This is a genomic window from Clostridium pacaense, assembly GCF_020709765.2.
Lineage (GTDB): Bacteria > Bacillota > Clostridia > Lachnospirales > Lachnospiraceae > Enterocloster > Enterocloster hominis.
Window position 1 is genome coordinate 137,571 of sequence record NZ_JAJFEB020000002.1, and the last position, 24,232, is coordinate 161,802.

At 52.6% G+C, this 24,232-nt stretch carries 18 protein-coding genes and 2 pseudogenes; 2 read left to right on the forward strand and 18 right to left on the reverse strand.

From position 1 onward, the window contains the following. Positions 1-2: 2 nt before the first annotated feature. From LK536_RS34200 to LK536_RS34250, 11 genes are all read right to left on the reverse strand, one after another. The gene (locus tag LK536_RS34200; RefSeq protein WP_474911830.1) at positions 3-653 is read right to left on the reverse strand and encodes an amino acid ABC transporter permease; all 651 of its coding nucleotides are present in this window, start codon (positions 651-653) and stop codon (positions 3-5) included. Between the two features lie 178 nt (positions 654-831). Further along, entirely contained in the window at positions 832-1,731 is a 900-nt protein-coding gene (locus LK536_RS34205; protein ID WP_008723885.1) for an amino acid ABC transporter substrate-binding protein, read from the reverse strand. A gap of 139 nt (positions 1,732-1,870) precedes the next feature. Next, the gene (locus LK536_RS34210) at positions 1,871-2,605 is read right to left on the reverse strand and encodes a YjjG family noncanonical pyrimidine nucleotidase (protein WP_331472001.1); all 735 of its coding nucleotides are present in this window, start codon (positions 2,603-2,605) and stop codon (positions 1,871-1,873) included. Further along, positions 2,595-4,010, reverse strand: coding sequence for a dihydroorotase (locus LK536_RS34215; protein ID WP_227794573.1), 1,416 nt, complete (start codon positions 4,008-4,010; stop codon positions 2,595-2,597). The genes LK536_RS34210 and LK536_RS34215 overlap by 11 nt, the downstream gene beginning before the upstream one ends. 15 nt (positions 4,011-4,025) lie before the next feature. After that, a complete protein-coding gene (locus LK536_RS34220; protein ID WP_227794574.1) occupies positions 4,026-4,736 on the reverse strand; it encodes an MBL fold metallo-hydrolase in 711 nt (236 codons plus the stop codon). Positions 4,737-4,868: 132 nt separating this feature from the next. Continuing rightward, complete coding sequence (locus LK536_RS34225; RefSeq protein WP_227794768.1) at positions 4,869-6,191, reverse strand: MATE family efflux transporter; 1,323 nt, start codon at positions 6,189-6,191, stop codon at positions 4,869-4,871. A gap of 167 nt (positions 6,192-6,358) precedes the next feature. Beyond that, the gene (locus tag LK536_RS34230) at positions 6,359-8,047 is read right to left on the reverse strand and encodes an FAD-dependent oxidoreductase (RefSeq protein WP_227794575.1); all 1,689 of its coding nucleotides are present in this window, start codon (positions 8,045-8,047) and stop codon (positions 6,359-6,361) included. Between the two features lie 16 nt (positions 8,048-8,063). Continuing rightward, on the reverse strand, positions 8,064-9,248 hold the full coding sequence (locus LK536_RS34235) for a M24 family metallopeptidase (RefSeq protein WP_227794576.1): 1,185 nt from the start codon (positions 9,246-9,248) through the stop codon (positions 8,064-8,066). A 150-nt stretch (positions 9,249-9,398) separates the two neighbouring features. Beyond that, positions 9,399-10,943: an AbgT family transporter gene (locus LK536_RS34240; RefSeq protein ID WP_008723873.1), complete on the reverse strand. Its 1,545-nt coding sequence runs from the start codon at positions 10,941-10,943 to the stop codon at positions 9,399-9,401. A gap of 31 nt (positions 10,944-10,974) precedes the next feature. After that, positions 10,975-12,150 (reverse strand): MalY/PatB family protein, encoded by a 1,176-nt coding sequence (locus LK536_RS34245; protein WP_227794577.1) that lies wholly within the window; start codon positions 12,148-12,150, stop codon positions 10,975-10,977. Positions 12,151-12,284: 134 nt separating this feature from the next. Next, positions 12,285-14,564, reverse strand: a complete 2,280-nt coding sequence (locus tag LK536_RS34250) for a sigma-54 interaction domain-containing protein (protein ID WP_227794578.1) — start codon at positions 14,562-14,564, stop codon at positions 12,285-12,287. A 611-nt stretch (positions 14,565-15,175) separates the two neighbouring features. Between LK536_RS34250 and LK536_RS34255 the strand changes: the two are divergent. Continuing rightward, positions 15,176-15,220 (forward strand): annotated as a pseudogene (locus LK536_RS34255) (DUF6783 domain-containing protein); the annotation flags it as partial. Here the strand turns inward: LK536_RS34255 and LK536_RS34260 are convergent. The 7 genes and pseudogenes from LK536_RS34260 to LK536_RS34290 form a co-directional block, all read right to left on the reverse strand. Then, positions 15,221-15,325: pseudogene (locus LK536_RS34260) on the reverse strand (DUF6783 domain-containing protein); the annotation flags it as partial. A 390-nt stretch (positions 15,326-15,715) separates the two neighbouring features. Next, the gene (locus LK536_RS34265) at positions 15,716-16,540 is read right to left on the reverse strand and encodes an MBL fold metallo-hydrolase (protein ID WP_227794579.1); all 825 of its coding nucleotides are present in this window, start codon (positions 16,538-16,540) and stop codon (positions 15,716-15,718) included. Further along, positions 16,533-18,059 (reverse strand): tripartite tricarboxylate transporter permease, encoded by a 1,527-nt coding sequence (locus LK536_RS34270; protein ID WP_227794580.1) that lies wholly within the window; start codon positions 18,057-18,059, stop codon positions 16,533-16,535. Before LK536_RS34270 ends, LK536_RS34265 begins: the two co-directional genes overlap by 8 nt. 9 nt (positions 18,060-18,068) lie before the next feature. Continuing rightward, positions 18,069-18,770: a tripartite tricarboxylate transporter TctB family protein gene (locus LK536_RS34275; RefSeq protein WP_025484335.1), complete on the reverse strand. Its 702-nt coding sequence runs from the start codon at positions 18,768-18,770 to the stop codon at positions 18,069-18,071. A 43-nt stretch (positions 18,771-18,813) separates the two neighbouring features. Beyond that, positions 18,814-19,815, reverse strand: coding sequence for a Bug family tripartite tricarboxylate transporter substrate binding protein (locus tag LK536_RS34280; protein WP_227794581.1), 1,002 nt, complete (start codon positions 19,813-19,815; stop codon positions 18,814-18,816). Between the two features lie 50 nt (positions 19,816-19,865). After that, complete coding sequence (locus LK536_RS34285) at positions 19,866-20,738, reverse strand: HAD family hydrolase (protein WP_008723861.1); 873 nt, start codon at positions 20,736-20,738, stop codon at positions 19,866-19,868. Positions 20,739-20,804: 66 nt separating this feature from the next. Further along, on the reverse strand, positions 20,805-21,641 hold the full coding sequence (locus tag LK536_RS34290) for an HAD hydrolase family protein (protein ID WP_008723859.1): 837 nt from the start codon (positions 21,639-21,641) through the stop codon (positions 20,805-20,807). 196 nt (positions 21,642-21,837) lie between these two features. Here LK536_RS34290 and LK536_RS34295 point away from each other — a divergent pair, with 196 nt between their 5' ends. Then, positions 21,838-24,042: an extracellular solute-binding protein gene (locus LK536_RS34295; protein ID WP_227794582.1), complete on the forward strand. Its 2,205-nt coding sequence runs from the start codon at positions 21,838-21,840 to the stop codon at positions 24,040-24,042. The last annotated feature ends 190 nt before the right edge of the window (positions 24,043-24,232 follow it).

Here is a 24,232-nt window from a genome sequence, read left to right on the forward strand (position 1 = left end):
CCTTACTGGTAATAATTCAGCTTCTTCTCCACCCATTCCATTCCCACGGCAACCACCAGGTTGAAAATGTAGTAGAACAGTCCTGCTGCCACAAATGGAATCATATTAGTCTGGGAAGCAGCCAGTCCCTTGGCAATGGAGAACATTTCCGCCACACTGAGGGTAAATGCCAGGGAGGTGTCCTTCACCAGCGTAATCACCTCATTGGTGACCGATGGGAGAATCCGTTTGATGACCTGGGGCAGGATGATTTTGAAAAAGGTCTGGAACCTGCTGTAGCCGAGGATCTGGGCCGCCTCGTACTGGCCCACGGGCATGGACTGGATCCCGCTTCTGTAGATTTCCGCAAAGTACGCTGCATAATTGATGACAAATCCGATAAATGCCGCCCACAGGCGGTATCCGCTGCCCATCTTGAGTCCGAACAGATAATACGGGCCAAAATACACCACCATCAGCTGCAGCATCAGGGGCGTGCCTCTCATGATTGATATGTAGACCTTCACAATGGCCTGGAGGTACTTATTCTTTGACATACGTCCAAAGGCCACCACAAGCCCGAGAGGCAGGGAAAATACAAGGGTGACCATGAATATCTGTATGCTGGTCCCCATGCCGCCTGCTAACTGTATAATCATCTGCTGGATTGTCATTTTACCCATAACCGTTACCCGCCTTCAACATTTATCATCTTACATCTGTTCTTAAACCATGCAAAGCCGCTGTGGCAAATAGGCTGCTGCCCGGGCCTTATGAAGCCCGGACAGTGCGCCTGCGCAGCGGCTTTATGTCATATCCATTCTTTCTGTCTGCCATCCATGTACCGGCTGTTTACTTGCCGATGGTGGTAACGTCCTCGCCAAACCATTTCTCGGAAATGCTCTTAAGCGTTCCGTCAGCAGCCATTTCCTCCAAAGTCTTCTGGACTTTATCCCTTAACTCCGTATTGTCTTTCTTAAAGCCCACGCCGTATTCCTCTGCTGAGAGTGAATCATCCAGGATGACGAAATCAGCATTCCTCTGCTGGATCTGGTATCCGGCCACAATCACATCCATGGCAATGGCATCCACCGCGCCCTGCTCCAGATCCATGAAAGCCGTATTGTAATCCGCGGTTGTCAGAAGGTCCTTAAATGTAGCCGTCAGGTCAGGTACTTCCTTCAGCGCCGCCTCGGCGGAGGAATCCACCTGGCACTCCACTACCTTGCCTGCCAGGTCTGCCTGGCTTGCAATGCCGGAATCCTTGGCAACTACGAATACCTGCGTATTAGCCATATATGCATCGGTCCATGCGTAATCATCCTCACGTCCGGTCATGGTGAAACCATTCCAGATACAGTCAATGTTGCCTGCCTCTAATTCCATGTCCTTGGCATCCCATGCAATCGGCTGCGGCTTGTATTCAAGTCCCAGACGCTTTGCAACTTCCTGTGCCAGTTCCAGGTCAAATCCGGTAAATTCACCGTCATCCCCAATAAAGCCCATGGGCGGGAAATCCTGGTCAAATCCAACAATCAGTGTTCCTCCGGCACTCTCTGTGGCTTCTGCAGCCTCTGCGGATGTATTGTCTGCCGCCGTGGTATCTTCTGAAGACGCCTCGGCTGTTGTATCAGCAGGCGCTGCCGCGGTTGTGTCCGCTGCCGTGGTTGTCCCGCCAGCGGAACCGCCGCAGCCTGCAAGGGATAATGCCATTACGGATGCAAGTGCTATGCTCATAAATTTCTTTTTCATAATAATCTCCTCCTTAATACCGTGTTTTTTACACGCTATCATATTAGCACACTAAAGTGAATATGTAAAGGAGATTTTTATGGACTCCCAGACATATCCCATTTCCGTAAGATATGCCGGGGAGCCCATCATCAATCCACTATAAAAAATCCTTCAGTTCTTCCAGGTTCCTGATTTCATAATCTGCCTTGATGTCCGGACTGCCCGCCTTGCCCTGCGGATTATACCAGCAGGTGGCTGTTCCGGCCGCATTGCCGCCCATGATATCAGAGTGCAGGGAATCCCCCACCAGCAGCATGCGCTCCGGCCTTGCCCCCGGTATCCTGGAAAAGCAGTAATCAAAATATTCCTTCTGGGGCTTCTGGCTTCCCGCGTCCTCGGACACGAAGATATCCTTCATGAAACCATCCAGGCCCGAAGCCGCCAGACGTTTATACTGGGTGGATGAGGTGCCGTTTGTCACCACATACAGCTCATAGCGCTCCTTCAGGTATCTGCATATGTCCATGGCCCCGGGGATAAGATAGGCTGACCGGTCCAGATGGCCGCGGTATAATTCCTCCACCTCATGGCCATCCACTTCTTTTCCAAGCCTGCCAAAGAAAATCTGGAACCTCTCCCACACCAGCCTGTCCTTTGTCACCTCGCCGCGTTCAAAGGCAGACCATAAGCCCTCATTGATATCATGATACAGTGCAAGGCGCTCCCCGGTAGGTTCAAGCCCGTATGCCCTCAGGACCGCCGCCATACCAAGTTTCTCCGCAAGCCCAAAGTCCAGAAGGGTTCCGTCCACATCCAGGAGTATGATGTCATATTTCCTTTCAGCATTGCCCATTCCGGCTTTCCCACGGCTGTCCTGCGCTTTACTCCCCATCTCCGCCATCTCCATAAACAACCTTTCCTCCGCATATTGTATACATGACCTTACCTGTAAGCGTTTCCCCAAGGAACGGGCTGTTGGAGGATTTAGACTCAAATCCTTCCACCTTCCACTGCCTTCCGGCATCAAATATCACAAGGTCCGCGGGTGCGCCCGGCTCCATGCAGCCGCAGTCCAGCTTGTACAGCCTGGCGGGGTTAAGGCTCATCTTTTCCATCAGCTGTGACATCGTCAGGTGGCCGGGCTTTACCAGGTTGGTAATGCCCAGGGCAAGGGCTGTCTCCAGTCCCAGGATTCCGCTGGGCGCCTCTGTCAGCAGACGTTCCTTCTCCTCTTTGCTGTGAGGGGCATGGTCGGTTGCAATCATGTCAATGGTCCCGTCCTTCAGGCCCTCTATGAGCATCTGCCTGTCCTGTTCCGTCCTCAGGGGCGGATTCATTTTTGCCAATGTCCCATGTACCTCCACCGCATCCTCTGTCAGTGTGAAATGATGGGGCGTTACCTCCGCCCATACCTTAGCCCCCAGCTTCTTGGCCAGACGGACCATTTCCACGGAATGGCCGGAGCTGATATGCTGGATATCCACGGTTGCCCCGGTATCCAGGGCAATCATGCAGTCCCTGGCAACCAGGGAGTCCTCTGCCAGCGCCGGGGAACCATAGATGCCCAGCCTGTCCGATACCCTGCCATGGTTGATTCCATTTTCCCTGATAAATGCCTTGTCCTCCTCATGGAAGCTGAGTACGGTATCCAACCGCGCTGCTTCTTCCATGGCGGCGCGCACAAATGCCCCGTCCATCAGCGGTATCCCATCGTCCGTGAACCCGGCCGCGCCGGCTGCCAGCAGCCCTTCCATATCCGTCAGTTCCTGCCCCTTAAAGCCCATGGACACGGCGGCGCAGCTGAGTACATGGATTCCGGTTTTCTTCCCCTCCTCCAGCACGTAACCCAGTGTCTCCTTATTGTCAACAATGGGCTTTGTGTTGGCCATGCAGACCACTGTGGTAAAACCGCCTTTTGCAGCCGCCTTTGCCCCTGTGTGTATGTCCTCCTTATAGGTAAGCCCGGGGTCCCGGAAATGTACATGCACATCCACCAGGCCAGGCGCTACAATCATGCCTTCGGCGTCTATAATCTGCGTGTAGCGGCGGCTGTCCGAGGCTGCATGGTCCACGGTTGCGCTGTCCGCGGCTGCGCTATCTGCAGTTGCAATGGCTGCGGCTGCATGGTCCGCGACTGCGTTATCTGCGGCTGCACTGCCAGTAATCACATTCCCGTCCTTCCCAAGACCTGCCGCCGGGATGATACAAGCAATCTTTCCTCCATCCAGCACCACATCCGCCTTTATGTCCAGTCCTTCTGCAGGCCCTATGACGCGCCCGTTCCGAATCAATATCATAGTCCAATTCCTTTCTTATACAATAAAGCTCTCGCCCTTTTTGTGTATTTCCCGTATCCTGTCCTGATAGTCCCTGGCACATGGCAGGGCCTTGAACCTGGACGCCGCTTCAAAGTCTCCCCAGAAATGCATGGGGAATACCACATCCGCACCCACCGTGCGCATGAAATCATCCATGCCCAGATAAAAATCCTTTTCCTGTCTGGGGTCAATCAGCATGAACGCCACATCGATATGGCGTCCGGCCAGCTTGGCAAGCTCCGTATGATACCGCTCGCTCATCCTCTGGTTATCCTTCTCCGGTTCGCCTTCCCACACCCAGTTATTCAAATCCCCTGCATGGTAAATGACTTTCCCCTCCGCCTTAACCAGGAATGCCACCCCTTCGTCCGTGGACTTAAATGCCTCGATGTCCAGAGGCTCCCCTGCCCCGTCCAACAGCCTTGTGTCCTCGCCCGGCCCCAGGAAGGTGGTCCTTCCCAAAAGCTCTTCCGGCACCTGCCTTGTCCAGATATCATCCGACAGGACATAGGTTACATTCCTTCTTTTGTCAGCCAATTCAAAGATAGAGCGGGAGAAATGGTCCCCATGCCTGTGGCTGGCGAACACGAAAAGCGGCTTGTCCCCCTCCACCGCAGGAATCTCCCCCTCAAAATAATCAAACAGAAGCGCTGCATGTTCCAGTTCCGCCATAAAACTGCTGTGATGGATATATGTTACCTTCATGATCTGTCATCTCCCATCCATTTATATATGTCTTATAGTAACATAATCCGGAAAATACGTATAGTTATTTTATCCCCTTTCACCCAAAGTTTATGCCGGACCTCCGATATTTATCATGATGGGGATCCGCTCCTAGCCCCGGACATAAAACGTCTTCCACTTCCCGCCAAAAAACCTCCAGGCAAAGAAAGAAGACCGCACAACCCAGTCGGCAATCATGGCCCACCACACGCCCACCGCGCCCATGCCCAGTCCGGCCGCCAGCAGGAAGCTGAATCCGATACGGAACACCACCATGGATACAATGGACACGCACATGGGGAATTTCACGTCATTGGCAGCCCTCAGGACATTCGCCAGGCAGAAGGAGGCCGGCCAGATCAGGATGGCGCATCCATTGTGGATCAGCACCAGGATGCCTCCCAGCCGCCGCGCCTCCTGGGACAGCCCATACAGTTTCAGTGTGAACGGCATGGTCAGGATGACGGCAATACAGCAAAGGCCGCTGATAAGGTAGGTTGCCTTCATCATTTTCCTTGCATAATAATCCGCCTGTTTAAAATCCCCCGCCCCCACACAGCGTCCGACCACGGTTATGATTTCCAGGCTCATGGCCTGCCCCGGAAGGACGCCCATGCCGTCCAGATTGTTGGCAATGGCATTGGCGGCAATCTGGGTGGTGCCGAACATGGCGATGATCCCCACCACCAGGACACGGCCCAGTTGGAAGATGCTGTTTTCAATCCCATTGGGGATCCCGATATGAAGGATCTGCCTGACCATGCGCCGGTTCATCTTAAGGCCGGTCCCGATATAGATATCCAGGTTTCTGTTCCTCAGGCGCAGCAGCAGGATAAAGCAGGCGGTCATCCGGGATATCAGGGATGCAAGGGCGGCTCCCGCCACTCCCCAGTGGAAGATGAATATGAAAACAGAATCCCCTATGACATTTATCACATTCATGACAATGGACGCCTGCATGGAAATCTTTGAATTGCCCATGGAGCGGAACAGGGCCGCGCAGGAATTATAAACCGACAGGAACGGATAGGATATGGCTGATATTACCAGATAAGTCCTGGCATTCCTCATCACATCCTCTGCCACGCCGCTGTAGAGCAGTGACAGGAAGCCTCTGCGGAACACGATGCACACCGCCATGATGGCCAGGGAAAGTATCCCGGTAATGATTAACAGCTGGTCCGCGGACTGGCAGGCCCTGTCCTGCCGCTTCTGTCCCAGGTACTGGGAGGACACCACGGCGCCTCCGGTGGCCACCGCTGCAAATATATTGATGAACAGGGTATTGACCATATCCACCAGGGACACGCCCGAGGTGGCAGCTTCCCCCACGCTTGATACCATCATGGTATCCACCATCCCCACTGACACAGCCAGGATCTGCTCCACAATCAGCGGAAATATCAATCTCCTCAAGTCTGCATTGGAAAACATGTATCCCCCCGGATTCCTCTTTTCCATGTACCTTTTACCGTCCTCTTCCCACTGCGCACCCATATTACCACAAAAAAATGACGCAGAATGTTATCTATAAAAGCCTACCCCAACCAACATTCTGCGTCAATCTTCAATTTATCCAAAATTCCCTGTTAATTCACATCTTATTTTGCATTTACTTCCATACCGCATTCCGTGCACATGGTCATGGCGGCTGCCATGGACTGTTCATCCTTTGCCATCATCTCATAGAACCGGTATCCGCCGCTTAAGTTCCATGTCCTGGCCCCTGCCTGGTCAAGGATCCTCTGGGCAAGATAACCCCTCAGCCCAATCTGGCATGTAATATATATGTCCTTAGTCAGATCCAGTTCACCCATGCGCTCCCTTAAGCTGTCCAGAGGAATATTGATAAAGCCCGGGATGGTCCCCCCGGCATACTCCTCCTCGGTGCGCACGTCCAGCCGGACCGCATCTTCAGGAATGCTGTCCAGGTCTTCCAGATAGAAAGGCTTCATAAGGCCTTCCATCACATTGCCGATAACATACCCCGCCATGTTCACAGGGTCCTTGGCCGATGAAAATGGAGGCGCATAGGCCAGTTCCATTTCCTGTAAATCATATCCGGTCAGCTGAAAGCGCACCGCGTTGGCCAGGTCGTCAATCCTCTTGTCCACGCCTTTCCCGCCCACGATCTGCGCGCCCAGGATAACGGCTGTCCCAGGGTCAAACAGGGTCTTGATGGTCATCATGTCCCCGCCCGGATAATAGCCTGCCTGGGACGCGGAGGTGGTGATTACCTTGCGGTAGGGCCTTCCCTGGGCAATGAGGGATTCTTCCTTTTCCCCGGTCACTGCAACGGTCATATCAAAAAACTTCATCACCGAAGTGCCCTGGCTTCCCTTATAGGCGGTCTTTCTGCCGCAGAGGTTGTCGCCCACGATGCGCCCCTGCTTATTGGCCGGGGATGCCAGGGGAATCAGCACCTTCTGTCCGCTGACCACATGCTCCACGGACACTGCGTCCCCAAGGGCGTAAACATCTTCCGCCGAGGTTTCCATGTACTGGTTCACGAGGATTTCCCCTCTGGCTCCCAGTTCAATGCCGCTGTCCTTTAAGAATCCGGTATCCGGGCGCACCCCGATGCTCATGATTACCATGTCTGCCGGCACCCTGGCGCCGTTATCCAGGATGACCCCGTCCTTATCCATGGATGCGCAGGTATGTCCCAGATAGAGTCCAATCCCCTGCGCCCGGATATAATTATGTACTGCATGGGCCATATCCATGTCCATAGGAGGCATTACATGACCAGCCCCCTCCACCACCGATACCCTGATGCCCTGTTCAGCCAGGTTCTCAGCCATCTCAAGTCCGATGAAGCCGGCTCCGATGACAGCGCAGGAGGCAGGCTTATGTTCCTTCACAAAGTCATATACCGCATAGGTGTCAGGTATGTTCCTCAGGGTGAATACATGGTTCTCCCCCATCCCCGGAATACCCGGACGGACAGGTCCGGCTCCCGGCGAAAGCACCAGCTTGTCGTAGCTTTCCTCATAGGTTTCTTCCCCATGCCTTACAACCACGCACTTTTTCTCCGTGTCCACGGATACCACCTGGCTGTCTACACGCACATCCACGTTAAAGCGTGCATGGAAACGCTCCGGGGTCTGAAGCTGCAGGGCATCCTTGTCCGTAATCACGCCGCCGATATAATAGGGCAGCCCGCAGTTGGCATAGGAAATATATGCCCCTCTTTCCAGCATGATGATTTCCGCCGTCTCATCGTTCCTGCGAAGCCTTGCGGCGGTTCCTGCGCCTCCGGCCACACCTCCTACAATCACAACCTTCATCAATGATCCATCTCCCTTACAAATAATGTGGGGTGCAGGGTGTCAGTACCTCGCATCCGTTTTCAGTAATCAGTACCATGTCCTCGATGTTGAATCCGTTCACGCCGTCAATATAGCAGGGCACCTCCATTGCAAGCACCATGCCCGCTTCAAGGGGCCTTGTCTCTGAGGCATTGATGTAGGGCGCCTCTGCCGTTGCCGGACCCATACTGATGGAATGGCCCTGGTGTCCCCTTCTGTAGCAGGGGAACATTTCCTTCACATAGTCATAAGCCGCGTGGTACAGCTCATTCATCGGAAGGCCTGGCCTGGCAGCCGCAATCATCCTGCGCTGTCCCTCATACAGCCTGTCCTTCAGCCTCATCAGGGCCGGGTCCCCGTTGCCGATGATCCATGCCCTGGAGGTATCCGTGGTATAAAAATCAAACTCCGCGTTTACCCCTGCGTCAAACTTGACCACATCACCGTCCTTGACAATCCCATCGCCCGGAAGGGTCAGACGTGCGCCCGAAGGGCCTGTGGAAAACATGGACCAGGCGCTTGGCACGCAGGATCCGGACTTAATGACATCCTCCCGGAAGCAGTCGGACATCTCCTTTTCCGATACCCCGATTCCCGCCATCCTGCTGACCTGGGTAAATCCATGGTCTGCAATGCGGCAGAGCTCCCGGAACATCTGGATTTCTTCTTCTGTCTTGATGCTCCTGGCATACACGAACAGGTCTGAGATATCCACCAGCTGCGCTTCGGGGAACTTCTCACAAATCATATTATAGTACGGAACCGTGAGATAGTCCATCTCAACGCCAATCCGTTTATCCGCCAGGTCGCATTCCTTTACAAACTGCTCCAGTCTGTCTGCCGAACTTTCCATCCTGGCCTTGTCGGGAAGCACTGCTCCCTGGGCGATTTCCGGCCAGGTCTTTAATCCGACCCAGGTGTCGTAAGGGTCGACCACAAAGCCAAGACCCGCGGACTTAATGCGGAACGTGGCAGCCTCAAAATCCATGGTTGTTATATGGGTGGGCGCCTTATCGTCCGAGCGCATGACTGCCAGCGTAAAACCCGGCTGCCTTGAGACCGTGTGCTGGTGCCCCCCAAATCCTGTGACATAATGGAAATTCTCCGGCGAGGAGACGATTGCCCCGTCCAGTCCCCTTTCCCGAAGCAGTTCTTTTATTCTACCTTCCTTTGGTTTCATAACGCATATCCCTCTCTTTATCTTAAACCGCCTGTATCGGCTGTTTATTATATGTGGAATGCTTCCGTGGGCCAACAGGCGGCCTCCGGAAGCATTCCGTGTTTATGGAATTGCCGCATGACGGGCGGCGCATCAATTCATACGATTCAATTAATAGAACATGGGTGAACCAGGTCCTAAGGGCAGGCCCAGCAGATACCATACGGAGAACATGATGATCCATCCAATCAGGAACGCCAGGGAATAGGGCAGCATGGTGGAGATAACGCTTCCGATCCCGGCCTTCTTATCATACTTCTGGAAGAATGCAACAGTCAGTACGAAGAAAGGCATCAGCGGCGCGATGATATTGGTGCTGGAATCGCCGATACGGTAAGCAACCTGTGTCAGCTCCGGGGACAGGCCCAGGCGCATGAACATGGGAACGAAAATCGGAGCCATGATAGCCCATTTTGCAGAGTCAACCGCAATGAAAATATTGATGAACGCCGTCAGTACAATGAAGCAGATGATCAGCGGAAGCCCTACAAATCCAACTGACTGCAGGAAGTTGGCACCTGATACGGAGATAATGGTTCCCAGGTTTGAATAGTTAAAGCATGCCGTAAACTGTGCCGCGAAGAAAATCAGCACCATGAAGCTTGCAAGCCCTGCAATGGTCTTGTTCATCAGCGCAACCACGTCCTTGTCATTCTTAACCGTCCCGGCGCCGATACCGTAGGCAAGACCGGGAAGCAGGAACAGAAGCATCATGAAGAAAATGATTCCGCTCATGAATGGGGATGTAAGGAATGCGTGGGTTTCAGGATTTCTTAAAAGTCCGTTGGAAGGAACTACCAGCACAGCCATGAAAATCACATATGCCAGGGCGGTAATCCCGGCCCAGCGCATGCCGCGCTTCTCATTCTCAGCAATATCCTGTACAACCTCAGACGCATCCGGCACATAAGGCGCAAGGCGCGGTTCAACCAGCTTATCCGTGACAATGGTTCCGATAACGGTAATCAGTAATGTGGAAGCCATCATGAAATACCAGTTACAGACAGGAAGGACCGTGTACCCCGGATCAATCATCTGTGCGGCCTGGGTGGACATGCCTGCAAACATGGGGTCGTTGGTACCGATTAACAGGTTTGCGCTCCAGCCGCCGGAAACGCCTGCAAACGCAGCCGCAAGACCGGCAATGGGGTGGCGTCCAAATGCCATGAACAGGATGGCCCCAAGGGGAACCAGTACGACATAGCCGGTGGAGGAAGCGATATTGGACATGATGCCCAGGAATACAACCACGGCTGTCACAAATGCCTTTGGCGTGGAAGCAGCCACCTTGCGCAGCAATGCGGACATAAATCCGGTCCCGTCAGCAACGCCCACACCAATCATGATGGTGAACACGGTACCCAGAGCAAAGAAACCGGTGAAATTGGACACAACCGTGGTTACCATATGGCGGATGCTGTCAGGAGCCAGAAGGTTTACTGCCTGTACTGTCTTCTGTGAGATCTCACCGCTGGCGCTGTCCAGGAAATCATATGTTACGGATACGCCGAGAGCGGCGCAGATGGCTGACAGCACAATCACGATGCCGGTCAGTATCAGGAAGATGGTGGCTGGATTAGGCAGACCGTTTCCCACACGTTCCACTGTATCCAATGCCCGGACGATGAACCCTTTTTTAGACTTTTCTTTTGTCATAACTATACCTCCATTGTTTTATGCATTACTTTTATGCATTTCTTGCGTCTACTGCCTGCTTCAGCTGTTCCATGGCTTTTTCAAGCACAGGACGCGGGCAGGCCGCGTTAAGACGCATGAAGCCTGATAAACTGCGGCCAAAGGACCACCCCTCATTCAGTCCGAGGCCGGCTTTGTGGATCATGAAACTCCTTAACTCCTCATTGCCCATGCCAAGGCCCCGGCAGTCCAGCCATACCAGATAGGTTGCATCCGGCACATTGGGCTTAACCTCTGGGATATTGGCAGCGCAGTAATCCTTTATGAATTCAAAATTCCCTCCGATATACTCCAACAGCTGCTCCAGCCACTCTTCCCCTTCATTGAACGCCACTTCCATGGCAATGGTGCTGAATGCATTGTTACGGTGTATATCCAGATTAAACCAGAACTTATCGAACCGTGCCTTTAACTCCTGATTGGGGAAAATGGTGGCCGATGCCTGAAGCCCTGCCAGGTTAAAGGTCTTGGTGCCGGAAATGCAGCTGATTACATGGGCTGCTATCTCAGGCGATAAGGTGGCGGTGGGAATATGCTTCTTACCATGGAAAATCAGGTCTGAATGGATCTCATCCGAAACAATCAGCACATCATTGGCAATACAGATATTGCACATCCTCTCAAGCTCTTCCCTTGTCCACACAATGCCCAGGGGGTTGTGTGGGCTGCATAGGAAGAAAATCCTTGCCTGCTTTGCCTTTTCCTCAAAGTCCTTAAAATCAATGGTCCAGCGTCCGTCCTGCTCTGTCAGCGGGCTTTCCACCACTTCACGTCCCCAGCTCTCAGTCACATCGTAAAATTCAGAGTACACAGGCGTCTGGATCAGCACCTTGTCCCCTGGCTCCGTGAACACATAGACCATGGAGGACAGCGCGGGAACCACTCCCAGGTTAAAACTAATCATGCTCTTGTCAATATCCCATCCGTTATGGCGCTTCTGCCATCCGCATACAGCCTCATAATAAGAATCCGGACGGGACGTATAACCCCAGATTCCTTCCTCTGCCCTGGCCTTTAAGGCGTCAATCACGGGCTGGGCCGTCTTAAAGTCCATGTCCGCAATCCACAGCGGAATCACATCCTGGGAGCCGAATTTCTTACCTGCTTCGTCATACTTGGCGGACCTGTTGTGGCTGCGGTCAATGATTTCGTCAAAATTGTATTTCATGTTCACCCTTCCAATCCCTGCTATATCGCAGTAAATTTATATTATTTTATATAAGCAAAATTCATGCCAACTTTTATGACGGGATTTTTCCTTTATTTCCGTTCCACTGTCCGCTAATAAATGGTCTATTTTTATTAATTGGTTAATCTTTTATATTGTTCCCACTTATTTCGACCAATTAATGTAATCCTGCTGCCTCCCCGTCCCCTGCTTACCTTAGCTATCCCATTGCGCGCCATGTAATTCAGTATGTCCCGTATTTCCTTTTGGGATAAGGGGATGTGGCTGGATTTTGCGGTTTTCAGGATGCGCTCCCTTCCAATCAGTTCATCCTGTTCCGACGCAAGGTAGAGCTGTTCCAACACGAACCAGAAGCCGTCCGGGATATGGGTATCCGGGTGTTGTGTATCTGGGTGTTGTGCATCTGGGTATTGCGCATCTGGGTGTTGCGCGTCTGGGTGTTGTGCGTCTGGGTGTTGTGCGTCTGGGTGCCGGGTGCCTGCGTATTGGGTATCCGGAGAATCGCTGGCCGGGTATTGCTGAACTGGATTCCCACCAGCCGGACTTCCTGCGCCAGCCATATTCCTTCCCCACTTAGTCCCATTCTCCGCCAGCCGTCCCCCCAGCAGTCCTCCTACGCCATGGCGTCCGTCCGTTTCCTTAATCTTTATGAAAGTGGGCGGCAGGTCCTCCACCCCAATCTCATCCTGTCCCGTAAAGCTCAGATATTCCACCACGTTCTGAAGTTCCCTTATATTTCCGGGCCAACTGTAATGGAGCAGCAGGTCCCTCACTTCGTCCGACAGTATGAAGCGGCCCCCGCTCCTTTGCCGGAAGGTTTCAATCAGCAGGAGGATATCATTTCCCCGCTCCCGCAGGGGTGGAATCAGGGCAGGCAGCGCATTCAGCCTGTAATACAGATCCCGGCGGAAGCTTCCGTCCTCCACCTTCTCCTCCAAGGATTCATTGGTCGCCGCCACGATGCGCACATCCACATTGATGATCTGGTTGCCGCCCACGCGCATGATTTCCCTTTCCTGGAGGACGCGGAGCAGCTTGACCTGCATGGCCTGGCTCATTCCCTCCACCTCATCCAGGAACAAGGTTCCCTTGTGGGCAAATTCGAACAATCCCGGCCGGCCGCCCTTGCGCGCCCCGGTGAATGCGCCCTCCTCATATCCGAACAGTTCGCTTTCCAGCAGGTTCTCAGGCATGGCAGCCACATTGATTGCCACAAAGGGGCCGTCGCAGCGCCCGGATGCCAGATGGACCGCATGGGCAAACAGTTCCTTTCCTGTCCCAGTCTCCCCAATCAGAAGCACCGGGGATTCCGTTACCGCCATCTTCTGCAGTATCTGTTTTGTCTTGCCGATGGACGGGGATGCCCCAATCACATCGTCAAACCGGTACTTGGCCCTGTATCCCTTGTGGAGCAGCTGGCTGCGCAGTTCATTCTGCCGTTTTTCCAGCTCATTAAATGGCTGCAGGGTGGCAAAAGCCCCGATACATTCCCCGTGCCGCAGCACAGGAACCAGGGACATGTTGATATTCACGGAACCGATGCGGATAAGCCTTGGTTCCAGAGGCGCCCTGGCCTTCATGCATTTATCAAAGGGAATATAAGGAAATACCTCCCTTCCCATCCTGCCCATGATCAGGCTGCGGTTAACCCCTGTAATTTCCTTGGCCTTCTGATTGCAGGCATATACCTCACCTTTTTCATTGACCCCGACCATCCCCTCATCCAGTATCTCAAGGAGGATATCAAAACGGCTCTCCATTTTCCTGGACCTGGCAAACATTTCATCAAAGCTGTAGTTGCCGGACGCCATGGTCTTCATATAATTCTGGAACTGTTTTTCCTCCAGCAGGCCTTCCAGGCCCAGGCGGATGGCTGCCTCTATCATGGTGCCGGGTGTACACGGCCTGTGCCCGATATTGATTATCTCCTTCATGCCCTGCGGCACAAATCCAACCTCATCCGGCGTCACGGCAATGTCCAGGCCTTCCGGAACAGGAGAATCAGGGCCATATGGCTCGAATCCAATCTGGTTCACCCCCAGCTGCTCCAGCTGGGTGATTGCCTCCCTGGCCATCTGACGGGTGGCATTCACAAACAGGACCCTGGTCCCCCTTGGAATCCGTTTCAGATCCTGTATTACCTCCTTGGGATACGTAAGCTGGATTTCCACCACCTGCCCGTCCGGCGGGACATACCGCCTGGCCTCGTCAGCATCCTCAAAGGCGTCCGTGGACAGGAGATACAGATCCGATTCCACGATTCCCTCCACGGACCTGTCCCCTGTACTGTATGAATGGACCTGCGCCCATTCCCCAAACAGGGCCTGGACCTGCTCCGCATAAAACCGGCTGGATCTCGGAATTAATGTTATGACTGATATCGTCTTCTTCATATGTCAGCATTCCCCTCCATATTCACTTTCTATAACCAATTAAACCATTATCTTTGACCATCATTAAAACCATATTAACAAAATGCGGCTGAATGTGCAATTTGGTTTTATTGGTAATCTGCATCCGGCAAAGAGGGAGGAATGGAGGGGGCGATAATGAAGCGGAAATGATATAGTACGCATTTGGTATTCAAATGTTCATTGAGCGCTTACCACACTACAAAGTTTTAGACCAAAAAGAACTTGGGAAATATAAAGAAATATAGGGGAAACTGGTTCAAGAAAATAGCAAACTCAGAATATTCGGGAATGGGATAATTACTTGTGAGGCTTAGGTCAGTTTACAGGGAACTACACGCAGATCACGAAACAGACATGAAAGGAGCAGCTGACAAAATTGAAAAAGAGGACTTGAAAAATTCAAGTCCTCCGTGTATAATTTACTTAGAAGTAATCAAAAGACATTGAGCCGTCTGATGATTGCGCTTCGGATAACTGAGTAATTTATAGTTACAAGCTATCCTCTATTGGCCGTAGAGGATAGCTATTTTCTATTCTGATGATTATCTATGTAAGCAAGCGCCGTAAAAATTACCAGCACTAGAGCGTGTTTGAAAATTGCTTTCCGTCGGCTGTGCGTCCCACTTTGTGGGAGATTTGGTCCCGATGATGGAGGCGTAGCGGGCTACGCTGACTGAATCGGGGCCAAATATACCGCGAAGTGGGGCGTGCTTTGTCCTAAGGGGGTACCTATGGTGGATTCCTTAGGGCAGACGGCGGGAATGAATTTTCAAACACGCTCTAATGTCAACACTTCAAGTGTATTCATGCTACATTTCCTCCTTCGATTATTTCCGAAGGAAACCACCAGACTATCCTCTGACTTCTGTTCGACTATACACAAATATTCCATCATGGTGAAGAAGCAAATACAATGATAATTATGGTATATTTTAATTGCTGCATGACTATGCTTTACAACAGACTACATTACCTTTTAAGGTTGATTTATTAATATGAAATGAAGTCTACAGATTCCCTCCCATAAAATCAATCATATGGGATGTCTGAACCCGGAGTACCATCTGTTTTATTTAGATGATACTCCGGTTGTCTATTCAGGGTCTGCTGATTAATAATAAAACCGGACATTAACTTTTGACTATAGCATCATTATCTGTATTTGTGACAAATCTTTGCAAATTTGTTCTTACCCTTCCTTCCCGCCCACCGACCGCAATCTCCCCAAGCACCTCGGGTATGAAACTTTCCCCAAACACCATCTTCGCTTCACGAAGGATCTGGGACTTGGCTTCCTCTCCCCTGGGGAGATGACAGATGTACAGCTTATCCACACCCAGCTCCCGGGCCATTTTTCCTGCGTCCGCACCGCTGGAATGTCCCTTCCTCAACAGTGCCTCCTCATCCTTAGAAAGCCCGGAGGCCTCATGGATAAGTACCTGGGCGCCTTCCATGAATGAGGGTATATCCCTAAGCGGCCTTGTATCGCAGGTATAGACCAGCTTACCCCCACCGCCTTCCATGCCATCCTCTATGACAACCCCAATGGACATCTCCGTATGGTCCGTCGGAAACGTAGTAACCTTCATGGTCCCCACACAAAACACAGGTTCCGTGCGCAGCCTGATTTCAAACATGTTCTTTTTTTCCCTTAAGCCGAACAGATGAATCAGCCCGTCCGCCAGCTGCTCCAGCCCCTGGGGCACATGGATGTCAAGGGCCTTCCCCCTCCCGGCAATCCACATCTGATGCAGCAGGGACGGAAGTCCGTACACATGGTCAATATGCTCATGGGTGAGGATTACCGCGTCCACACCGGCATTGACCACAGCCGCGAGGTTACATGACAGGTCCACGGCCAGGCTTCCCTCCTTTCCCGTGACGAGAAGGGAGGTATTGCCGCTGTCCGTATCCTGGAGGGAACCATTTACACCTAAAAATATCAGTTTAAGCATTGTTCACCCTGCTCTTTCTGTTCTTAAGCACCACAGACGTTACAATACACACAACCAGTATGATGAAGAACCAGCAGATAGGCGACGTATAAAATCTGGAAAATGTCCCTCCGCCCAGCTTTACGGCCCTCCTGAACTGCTCTTCAAACATTTTCCCGAGAATAAGCCCAAGCACCACCGGGGCAATCGGATACTTGTTCTTTTTCATGACATATCCCGCCAGTCCCATGACCAGGGCGGTTCCAAGGAAATAAACGCCTTTTGAGACAGAAGAGCCCGCCAGGGCATACGGCCCTAAAAATGAAAGTATCAGGACCACCGGCATCAGCACACGCTGTGAGATAAGGAGGATTTTGGGATAAAACCTGACCCCTGCCAGCTGGAACACCCCCATGAATATGTTTGAGATTAAAAGCGTCAGGAAAATGGAATAAACCAGGGGCATGTTCTGGGAGAACAGGGCAAATCCCGGCGTAATCCCGTTTATCATAAGGGCGCCGATAAGCACTGCCGTGGCAGAGTCCCCGGGGATGCCAAGGCTTAATGCAGGAATCAGCGCGCCTCCGGTAACCGCGTTATTGGCCACCTCCGGGGCAAACACGCCTTCCATGCACCCGGTTCCGGGCATGTCCAGCTTTCCCTTGCTGTGTTCACATATATTGGATGCCGCATTGCGGCTCATGAACACCGCGATGCTGGCCCCGGTTCCCGGTATGGCGCCAATCAGGGTGCCGATTCCAAGGGATGAGAAAATAATCTTCCACATGGACAGGATTTTTTTCATTGGCGGAAATATCTTCCCTATATTGGTACATATCTCCTTGTTCTGCGGTTTCCTGAAATTGTCCAGCTCTGAGAACACCTGGCTGACGCCATAAAGTCCAATCAGCGTGGAAGTCATGTCCAGGCCGTTTGCAAAGGGCGTCTTTCCAAGGACGGAAACAAAGGGTATCCGCAGCGCCCCCGACATGGGATCCGGCCCAAGGAAGGCGAACACAAAGCCCAGGGCGCCCATGAGCAGGCCCTTTAATATGTCATCGCCGGACACCGCGGCAATGATCACGATGCCCACCAGGGCCAGGGTGCATTTCTCAGCAGGTCCGAAGGCCAGGGTCATCTTCGCCACAAGGGGGCTGAAGAAAATCAGGAATATCTCCGAACCCAGACCGCCGATCATGGAGGCAATGACCGCGGCCCCCAGCGCCTGTCCGGCCATCCCCTTCTTGGTCATAAGCTGTCCGTCTTCCGTGGTGGCTATGGCATTGGGGTTGCCCGGGATGCCTAACAGTATGGCGGGGATGGATGCTCCGCACACAGCGCCGCAGTACACGGCCAGAAGCAGCCCAATGCCGGTCGCAGTATCTAACTGGTAGGAAATGGGGATGACAAGGGCTATCCCCATGGTTGCGGTAAGTCCCGGCAGGGCGCCGAGAACAATGCCAAGGGCGGCTCCGAACGCACACCACAGGAACGTTGAAAGGTGGGCAACCAGCCCTACCCCAGCAATAAATTCACTCATAGTTACCTCCTAAAAGTCCAATATGCCCGGAGCCAGATTCACGCTGAAAAACTGTTTGAATACAACATATAAAAAGAGTACCGTTGCCAAAGTAAGAAGACCCGGGTCCGCAATCTGCTTCATACCCCCTGCCTTCAGCCTCCTGCACAGGGTCCTGCCGGCAGCGAAGGTGAACAGCGCCACATACACCAGGGAAATCATTGCCTGGAAGGTTGATGCGGTAAATATCCCGGGAAGCGTGCCTATCCTTCCAAGGTGCATAAGGCTTTTAGTGATTGTCCTCATGATAAGGTATGCAAGCACCGTGATTCCCATGGTTCCCAGTCCTCCCAGGACGGCCTGCTTCATATCCCTGTCCTGGTCAATGGTCGTATAGATATATTCCAGGCAGTACAGCAGCACGGACGAGAGGAGGATGAAGCCTATATGCCTGATCAACAGCACATACAGGACCGACAGCAGAAGGGTCGTGATGAAAAGCTTTTTTGTTCCCGGATCCATGCCCTGCCCATCCGGGCGCTCCTTGAGCGTGATGTAAAGGAATCCGGCAAACATGAATACCGCCATTGCCAGGGGAAGCACCTTGCCTCCCGGATCCCCGCCGACAGCATCTGCCGACAGGGTCGTGTCCCCGCCCGACAGTACATATATAAAATAAAGGGCTGATAACACTGTCATGAAAGCCGGCATTAATTTTACGTTCAGTTTCATATATCCACCTTCGCAATTCTATCAGACTCGGACGCGGTCCGCCTTATTCAGCGTATTCCCCTTTTGCCAGACCGGTTGCCTTGATGATGGGCTTCATGGACTCAACCATTTCCCCGTTATACTTCTCAAACTCCCCAAGCTTTGAATAATCGCCCAGCAGTCCCTGTTCTTTCAGCCAGTTCTGGAAGGAATCGGAATTGTATGCTTTCTCAAGCACGTCGGCAAGATATGTCTTTACCTCGTCCGGAGTCCCCTTCGGCGCGCAGATACCCCTGAAACAGCCGCCCGGCACGGTAAGGTCCCCATAACCCGCATCTGCCAGATTGGGGACATCCGCAAGCTCAGCCAGCACGGAATGGCCTTCCCCAAAGAATACCAGGGGCCTTAACCCGTCAATGTTTGCAAGTACCTCTGACTGTGAGAATATACCTGCGTCGCAGTGTCCGCCCAGTACCGCGGGGATAAGCTCCGCACCGCCGTTAAATGAGACAACGTTAAATGGGGATTCCAGTGCATTGTTCAGTCCATAGGCAACCACGCCTGTGGTGGCGGTGGCGCCTGCATTGCCCAGGGTGACCTTGCCGCTGTCAGCCTTGGCGGCCTGAACCAGGTCATCCAGGGTCTGGTACGGTGAATCCGCGTTAACCGCCAGCACGAACGGCTCCATGGAAAGGCCTGTTATGAAGTCCAGTTCCTTAAATCCATCCGTATAGCCTGTCATGGTGCCGCAGATCACATAGGTCCCGTACATAAGCAGCGTGTATCCGTCCGCCTCGGAATCAATGACCTGGTTGGTCCCGGTTCCGGTGGAACCGCCTGTTACATTTTCAACTATGATATTGTTGTTGCCGGAAACCTCCTTCATGGCTTCCACAAGCTGGCGGGCCTGGGTATCCGTGCCGCCGCCCGCTCCCTGGGGAACAATCAGGGTGATGGTCTTTTCCGGGTCGGGAAATGCAGCCTCCTTGGATTTACCGCAGCCTGTAATGAGTGTTGCCGACATCGCTGCCACAAGCGCAGCCGCTACAATTGCTTTTCTTTTCATAGTATGAACCCTCCTTGGTATTTTGTTTTATGGTGCATCACTTGTATCTGCTAATGTGTAACTTTCCATGGCGGTAAAACAGGCAGGCATTCATCAAACCGTTCTATCAGCCCTGCCTCGCTCCCGGACCTGTATGTCCGGTTCAGGAACATTTCCATATATTTTTCCTTGAACTCCTTCCAGGAGCTTATCTCATCCCCTGGCCTTATGGGGTAAAACAGCACGCCGTTGTCATGGGCCGCCCTCATATCCCCGGGCGCATCCCCTATCATCAGCACACAGTCCGGGCCGTAGTGGTCCTTGACCAGGCCGATGCATTCCTTCTTGCTGCCTTCGTCCTGGGAACAGATCATGGACACATAGGGCAGCAGGCCGTTTTCCTCCCATTCCCTTTGAAGGGCTTCCCGGGCAGTGGCTGAAACCACTATGATGTCCGCATCCTGACTGAGCCTTACTATGGACTCCCTCACATGTGGAAACGGCGGTATGCCGTAAACCATATCCGATATACGCTCATTGGATTCCAGGGACCAGTCAAGGGTCCTTTTAAGCACAGGGTCATCGGATCCTGCCAGCGCGGCATTGTTGGCGGCAGGCGCCTCCCGGAGCCATCGGCCCAAAGCCTCTGTGTCCGGGAACACAAAGTCATACTCCCTGACCTCATCCCAGTCCTTTAATAACTCAATGGACCTGTACAGCGTGATAAAACGTGACAGTCCCCTGTCCTTTGAGTACAGGTTCTCAAACTCCCAGGCCATCCTTGCATACTTGGATATGGGCTGTAACCCCCAATGCTTTATCATGGCCGGGCAGAAGCACTCTTTATGCTTTATCTCCATGGTGTCAAATGCACAGCCATCCGAGTCAATGCACACCAACCTTTCATGCCTGGGCCTGAAACTTTCAAATACTTCCCTTCCCATCCTTTACCTCTCCTTTACCTCCATTGCAGCCAGCTGTCCACAGCGGCCAGCAAACACGCCCATAGGCTAACCTTCATTCAAAATGAACTTCTCAATGGCAATGGCAACCCCGTCTTCGTCAAATGGTGCTGTCACAAAGTCAGCCTCATCCTTCAGCCATTGAGGCGCATTTCCCACTACAACCCCGATACCGGATGCCCTTACAGCCTCTGCGTCCAGCACCGAATCCCCGATGCTCATTACCTGTTCCATGGAAATACCCAGCTTATCCAGAAGTTTCCTGATACCTCTGGTCCGGTCAAGGCCCTGGGGGAAGAACTGCATGTTCTCTCCCACCGGATCGGTTATATGGGCCACGCCTGAGTGCTCCACTTCGTCATATATCTGCTGCTGCAGTCCTGCCGGAATGCCGTACATGTTTACTTTTTCTATGCCAATTCCGTTCTCTGAAAAATACCGGGACGGTTCATCTATCACAATCTGCCTTCCCGCCTCAATGAACCACACATGGTGGGAGGGGACCGGATACCGCTCAAGATGGTCAGCCACAGCCTTTTCCAGGTATATCCTTCCTCCTGCGGCTATTTCCGTATATATATTCCTGCCCTCGAATACCCTGCACATCCTTGCGCTGTCCTCCGGCGTAAGGATTTCCTCATGGATGATTTCCCCGGTGCTGTGGTCCACTACCCTGGCCCCGCCTGATGTGATATAATAGCGGATCCTTTTTTCAGCTTCTATCTGGGGAGGCTGCATGTTCTCAGCCCTTCCGGTCGAAGGAACTATGTATATGCCTTTGTCCAGCGCTTTTCTGATTGCATACATATTTCTGACTGAAATGAACACCTGGTCCCGCTGAAGGGTCGTCCCGTCAAAGTCAAGAAGTATTGCCTTTATATCCATAGTAATCCTCCTGCATCTTTCATTTTTATTTCTTCTTAACTTTATATTATCACTCAGATTATCACGTGTCAATAATTTAGGTGTGTAAAATGTACGCAAAATTATCTCGTTCCAATTTCTTTGTCCCCATTGCTTTCAATTCTTGAAATGGGTATGTGATTATGATATACTTTCTGGTAAAAAGGGAGGACTATTTATGGCAACCATGAACGACATAGCCAAAGCCGCCGGGGTATCACGCGGCACAGTGTCAAACGTCCTGAACGGACGCGGCTGCGTCAGCTACGAAAAAATCCGGATGGTAGAAGACGCGGCCGCCAGGCTTGGCTATAGCCTTGACAAGCGCGCCAGCACCCTGCGCAAAGGGGTATCCGGTTCCATTGCCCTCATTATCCCTGATATTTCCGAAAAAAAATACAGCGATATCTACATGGGCGTCCTGGGGGCGGCAAAGGGATTTGACTGCAAGGTCTGCCTTTATATATCCGGGGACCAGCCCTACAGGGAACGGGAGGTCATCCTTGAGGCCATGAGGGAGAAAGTCATGGGTGTCCTTACCGTGTCCTGCCTTGAGGACGGACGGGCTGAATACGCCCCCTTCCTTACCGCGGATATCCCCGTGGTCTTCCTTGAACGGCAGGGAACCCACCAGGCGCTCTGCTCCTACACCTTTGATATGGAGGAAGCGGCCAGGCTGGTTTCATCTGTCATCAGCCAGCCGCTGGAGGTGTGTTTTCTATCGGATTCCTTATCCTTCCGGGACCAGCTGGCTTTAAAAACAGGCCTGCAGCGTCTGCTTCACCTGGAAGACGGTTCAATCTATGAAAATAATCACGGTGAGCTCTCCCCATCCTCTTACCAGCTGGCTGCGGACCATCCTCACGCGGATTACTGTATTGCCGGAAGCGGGCTTCTGGCGCGTCTGGCGGAAAATGCCTATACCCGGTTCACCGGCAGCAGTCCCTGCATCATCTGTCTTTCGCCGCTTACCGCGCTGCCGGACAACCACTATATTAACATCCAGCTGAATTACAGGTATCTCGGCATGTCAGCCGCCGAAGCGCTGATGAATACGCTGAACTTTGAAAATTCACTGACATCCAGGATATTCATGCCCTCCGGGGTCTGCTATGGTTCCAGGGCAGTCATGCCAAAGGATAAGGACGCCAAAGCAGTATGCGGCATATGTGTAAAGGGCGGGTGTACCCTGCGCATGCTTGCCCACAACACCCCCACCATATCAGCCCTTAAAACCCTGATTCCCCAGTTCACCAGGAGCACGGGAATCGAGGTGGAGATCATCGCCGCACCTTTAAGTGAGTTGCTGAACAAGGCAGGATCCGCGGATGATTGCTGGGACATCATAAGGGTGGACCCTTCCAGCCTGTCACACATGGCTCCCGGGATCCTTCTCCCGTTAGAAGAGGCTGACAGGGATGCGGGCAGTCATTTCAGGCATCTCCTGGATTCCATCCCAGGGGACTACTCCCGGTTCAATGGGACCTTATATGCCTATCCCTTTGACGTGAGCATGCAGCTTCTCTTTTACAGGAAATCACTGTTTGAAAGCGTGGCACAGCAGCGTGCCTTTTATGAAGGATCCGGCAATACCCTTAAGGTCCCCACTACCTACGGGGAACTGGAAACCGTGGCCAGGTTCTTTACCAGGGCGTGCAGGAGCGATTCCCCTACGCCTTACGGTTCCAGTATAGCCGCCTACACCAGCCAGACATCCGTAACCAGCGAGTATCTCCCCAGGCTTATTTCTGCCGGGGGACTGGCCTATACCCCCAAGGGAATGATTAACCTCCAGACCGATGCCGCCATCACTGCCCTGAAGGATTATATACGTTTTTCCAGATATGCCGATACCGCGCACACACAGGACTGGAGCGAGGTGGCCACCGGCTTTGTGAACGGTTCCTATGCAACCACCATCCTGTACCTCCACTATGCCTCCCGGTTTGTCAGGGCCGAGGGCGCTGCATTTAATGGGGATATCGGGTTTGCCCCATTGCCCGGCAACAATTCACTGCTGGCAGGCGGTTCCCTGGGCGTGGGCAGATTCTCCGGGCACGCCGCGGAGGCATGCCGGTTCATACAATGGGCCACCGGCCCGGATATTGCCCCGGCCCTTGTGATGCTTGGCGGGATATCCTCCTCGGCCATTGTCTATGAACAACAGGATATCATCGATTTATATCCATGGCTTAAATACCTGGCTGAACACATAAAGGACGGCATAAGCAGGCCGCTCCTGTCCTTCCGTTCCTTCAGCTATGACCAGAAAGAATTCGAATGTCAATTGGGGCAAAGGTTATTAGACGCCCTGAACGGGCGGAAAACGCCTGAACAGGCGCTGGCAGATGCCCAGGAATACCTGCGTTCCCTGAGCAGTTAGGCGGGAATGTAAAGGGGGCTGCCACACCAGGCTGGAATTTCAGCCTGATGGGGCAGCCCTTATTTTAGTATTTGTTTGAGAAAATTGTGGGAAATATGATTAATACTGGATTGTTAAGGAAAAATACTTTACAATAGAAGAATATCTACTAAATTAGGAATGGGAGCGTGATAAGCTATGGGAGTATACT